The organism is Candidatus Propionivibrio aalborgensis (assembly GCF_900089945.1).
In the GTDB taxonomy this organism is placed as follows: Bacteria; Pseudomonadota; Gammaproteobacteria; order Burkholderiales; family Rhodocyclaceae; genus Propionivibrio; species Propionivibrio aalborgensis.
This window is the reverse complement of sequence record NZ_FLQY01000095.1, coordinates 1-3,125: the sequence shown is the minus strand read 5'-3', so window position 1 is coordinate 3,125 and position 3,125 is coordinate 1. Positions and strand designations below refer to the sequence as shown.

The 3,125-nt window shown below is 54.7% G+C and carries 5 protein-coding genes; all 5 read right to left on the bottom strand.

Going from position 1 to position 3,125, the window contains the following annotated elements; genetic code table 11:
* Positions 1 to 1,254: Heme peroxidase (locus PROAA_RS05900; RefSeq protein ID WP_186410453.1), on the bottom strand; the 1,254-nt coding region annotated here is incomplete at its 3' end.
* A 10-nt stretch (positions 1,255 to 1,264) separates the two neighbouring features.
* Positions 1,265 to 2,200 (bottom strand): recombinase RecT, encoded by a 936-nt coding sequence (locus tag PROAA_RS05895; RefSeq protein ID WP_186410452.1) that lies wholly within the window; start codon positions 2,198 to 2,200, stop codon positions 1,265 to 1,267.
* A 24-nt stretch (positions 2,201 to 2,224) separates the two neighbouring features.
* The gene (locus PROAA_RS05890; RefSeq protein WP_186410451.1) at positions 2,225 to 2,383 is read right to left on the bottom strand and encodes a hypothetical protein; all 159 of its coding nucleotides are present in this window, start codon (positions 2,381 to 2,383) and stop codon (positions 2,225 to 2,227) included.
* Positions 2,380 to 2,613: a hypothetical protein gene (locus tag PROAA_RS05885; RefSeq protein WP_186410450.1), complete on the bottom strand. Its 234-nt coding sequence runs from the start codon at positions 2,611 to 2,613 to the stop codon at positions 2,380 to 2,382. Before PROAA_RS05885 ends, PROAA_RS05890 begins: the two co-directional genes overlap by 4 nt.
* On the bottom strand, positions 2,610 to 3,125 hold a 516-nt coding region (locus tag PROAA_RS05880), incomplete at its 5' end, for a hypothetical protein (protein WP_222102129.1). The genes PROAA_RS05880 and PROAA_RS05885, both read right to left, overlap by 4 nt.

The following is a 3,125-nucleotide window of genomic DNA, read 5'->3' as shown; positions in this document are numbered from 1 at the left end:
GACAAGCGCGGCGAAGTCTTCGGGCGCCTTGGAACAAACGGCGTTCAGGTCGGGAAACAGGAAGCGCCAATCGTGGTTATCGGTGAAGAGCGATTCGAGGTTTTCTTTGATCTTGGCGTCCAGTTCGCTGGCCACTATCTTGGCGCAGGCCATGGCTGCGGCAATCTTGGATTTCATGCTGTCAATGCTCGACAGCCCCTTGATCGCCGCCGGGAAGTCGGCCGTCACGTCCTGCATGTGGGCGTTGCGCTCCCGCAGCCTGCCGACATACTCGGCAAGCTCAAGTTTGGCGGACATGACCATTTCCGTTTTGCGGGCATCCTTCTCCTGCGTAATCTTTTTTTCCAAGTCCTTGCGCACGTCTGCGGCCATCTTTATCACGTCGTCCAGCGCCTTGAACAGTTCGTCAATACTGGCCGTCTGTGACAAGGCGTTGGCCTTGGCGCGCTTGGCGTTGTCTTCCACGTCGCGCAGGTACTTCGCGGCCTTGGTGGCGTCAACAAAATCCTGGTCTGTTTGCAGCGATGTATTGATGGAAGAAATAACCGCCGTGGCGTGCCCTTTGAATTCCACAAGGTTACTGGCAGTGACCCGGCCGGTGATTTCGATCATTAGGGACGGAAGGGTGTCGATGCTCTTGGCCACAAGGATTGGTTTGGCCTCGACAGGCTCCGGCCGGAAATTGGCCACGTCTTCATCAAGCTGCTTCCAGCCGGACATCAAAGACGCGATGCGCTCCGGCGTGGTGCGGTACTCACAGCAAGCAAAATTTTCACCTGTGTCATCGCAGACTGAGAAGATGATTTTCTCGAAGCCAAAGACGGCGATTTGCTGGTCAAGCTGCCACTTGTTCCATTCGGGCACTTCACCGCACAGGACCAAAACAGAGTTTTCCTTGTTCCATAGCTTGTTCTCAAAACCAATCCCGCCGACTGGCGGCATCGTGCAGCCGTCCGAGCTGGCCAGCAGATAGCCGGCGTCGTCGGTGGCGGTCAGCGCATAAAGCGATTTGCCCAGCATCGCCTCGACCTTTTTTCGAGCGTGCGCTTCAGCACGATGCCCTTTGTCGAACAGGACGTCTTGTTCCCATTGAGTGTGTTCTACCTCAATTCCAGTGGCGCGCCTGGCCACAAGATCAAGGTATTTGATTTTTGGGTGCTGTCCTTTCATGGCCGGCGCTTCGCTGGCGTTGCGTGTTGTTTTGCGGGCGTCCAGCCATTCGGCGGACCCTTGCTGGGCGGTGATAAATTTCATGCGGCTCTTCTTAACAAAGTGATTCGATGTTGGCTACCTGTTGTTCTGTCAGGGTGTATCTGCATCGCGCCGCAGCGAGTATGTCGGACGCGGTCATCGCGCCACATTCGACCGTCGCTACCCAGCTCTTCATTTCGACGTTGAATTGATCTTCTGTCACGGCCGGAAGGGCTTCCTTTTCTTTGGGCGCAGTTTCGTTTTGCTGGTTGTCGATGTAATCAACGCCGCACTCTGCGTCAATGGTGCTCATGTCGGCCTCGAAAGCGCGCTGCATTTCAATGGACATCACGCCCCACTTGCTGAGCAACTGGCGCAGCATGGTTTTGAAGGCCATGCCGTCAAAATCCTTTTCCCAAAAGGTATAGCCCTTCTGCGCTGCGTAGCCTTTGGAATACTTCATGGCGTGGTTTTGCATTTTTGCGAACGACCAGTACATCGACTTGATGAAGCCGTTTGACAGCTCAAACATGGCGTAATAGCCCGTGGTTTGCATCTTGTCGCGGACCTCGTCATCGTCAATCAGCTTGGTGAATATTTCCTCCGTCAAGCGGTTGTAGTTGATCAGTTCCCCCTCCTTCAGCGCAATGACGTTGATCCGTCGATACTGGCCGGAACGAATCGCTAGCTGGACATAGCCCTTGTAGCCGATCTGGAACTGAGCGACCTTGCGCCCGTTCTTGCGATCATCGTAAGGCACCATGTAGAAGTGCCCAAGGGAAGGGCTGGGCGACAGGTCGAGCGCAGCGCCCTGCAGCCCTGCTGACAGGATGGTGCCGTTCTCGCAATCCGCCAGCGCGGGATTGTTGCTGACGCTGGCGACAATCGAAGTAATGAACGACTCGCCCTTTTTTCCGGCGATGATTTCATTTATCTGGCGCTTGACATTTTCTCCCGACATAAAGCCGGAGAATTTGCAGTTTGCTTTTGCTACTTGTGTTGAGGTCATTGCAGTCTCCTTGGTTTGGTTATATCAGCCCACCACCAACAAATAAGCCAGCACCACGATAGCGAGCACATATCCAACGGCAATATCATCGCCATCACCAAGCCTGTCGTTATTGCTCAGGCTGGCCGCAGCCGGAACGCTGAAGCCATTGGCGCGAAGTCTCATGTAGCGGATGAATCTCATGATGATTTAACCTCCGAAAAGTGCAGCATTGTTTTGTCGATGCCAAAAGCGGATTTTATCTCCGCCGAAGCATTGCGCCTCATTAGCGCGTCCTGTTCCTGGTGGCTGATGCACTTAAGAAGAGGGACCGGGTCGCTGCGTTCGTCCAGGCAAAGCGGCTCGTCATAATCAAGGCATCGAGGGCGAATGTATTGCTTGTTGAACCAGTAGCAATCTTTGCAGGTTTTCATTTTACCAACCTCCACCGAGTTTTATTGCCGCTCCCTATGCGCTCGACCGCTCCGGCATTCTCCATTGCGTACATATGCTTCAGCAGCGCGCAACGGTTGCTTCCGACCATGTCGGCCAGCACGCTAATTGAAACCGCCGTTGCTGTTGGTCCGTTCAGCGCCTCAAGCACCGAAGCGCGGATTGCGTCTCTGTCTTGTTCTCGGCGGTTGAGGTAGTCCTGCAGCTTAGTTGACGCTACAACGGGCTTTGGCTTTGCCCTGGACTTCCTGATCCTTCCCTTGCTCCGCTCTTTCCCTGCGTCCGAACAGCTTTTGCAGGATTTGCCTATGTCTCCGTTCTGCTTGATCGCCATTCCTTCTTCTGCGAAGGCACCACCGCACACGTTACAGATGCGCAGGCCGTCATCTGGCTGCTTGCCGTCCATGTCATGCGGCCTAACATAGTCAGCGCCGGAAGGCGGCAACGGATGCGCTGCTGGGTATAGGATTGCTTCGATGTTCATCAGTCTGTT

Excerpts from the sequence above, each read along its gene's own strand:
- PROAA_RS05885 (WP_186410450.1), bottom strand. The coding sequence starts at position 2,613 with ATGAAAACCTGCAAAGATTGCTACTGGTTCAACAAGCAATACATTCGC.
- PROAA_RS05895 (WP_186410452.1), bottom strand. The coding sequence starts at position 2,200 with ATGACCTCAACACAAGTAGCAAAAGCAAACTGCAAATTCTCCGGCTTT.
- PROAA_RS05890 (WP_186410451.1), bottom strand. The coding sequence starts at position 2,383 with ATGAGATTCATCCGCTACATGAGACTTCGCGCCAATGGCTTCAGCGTT.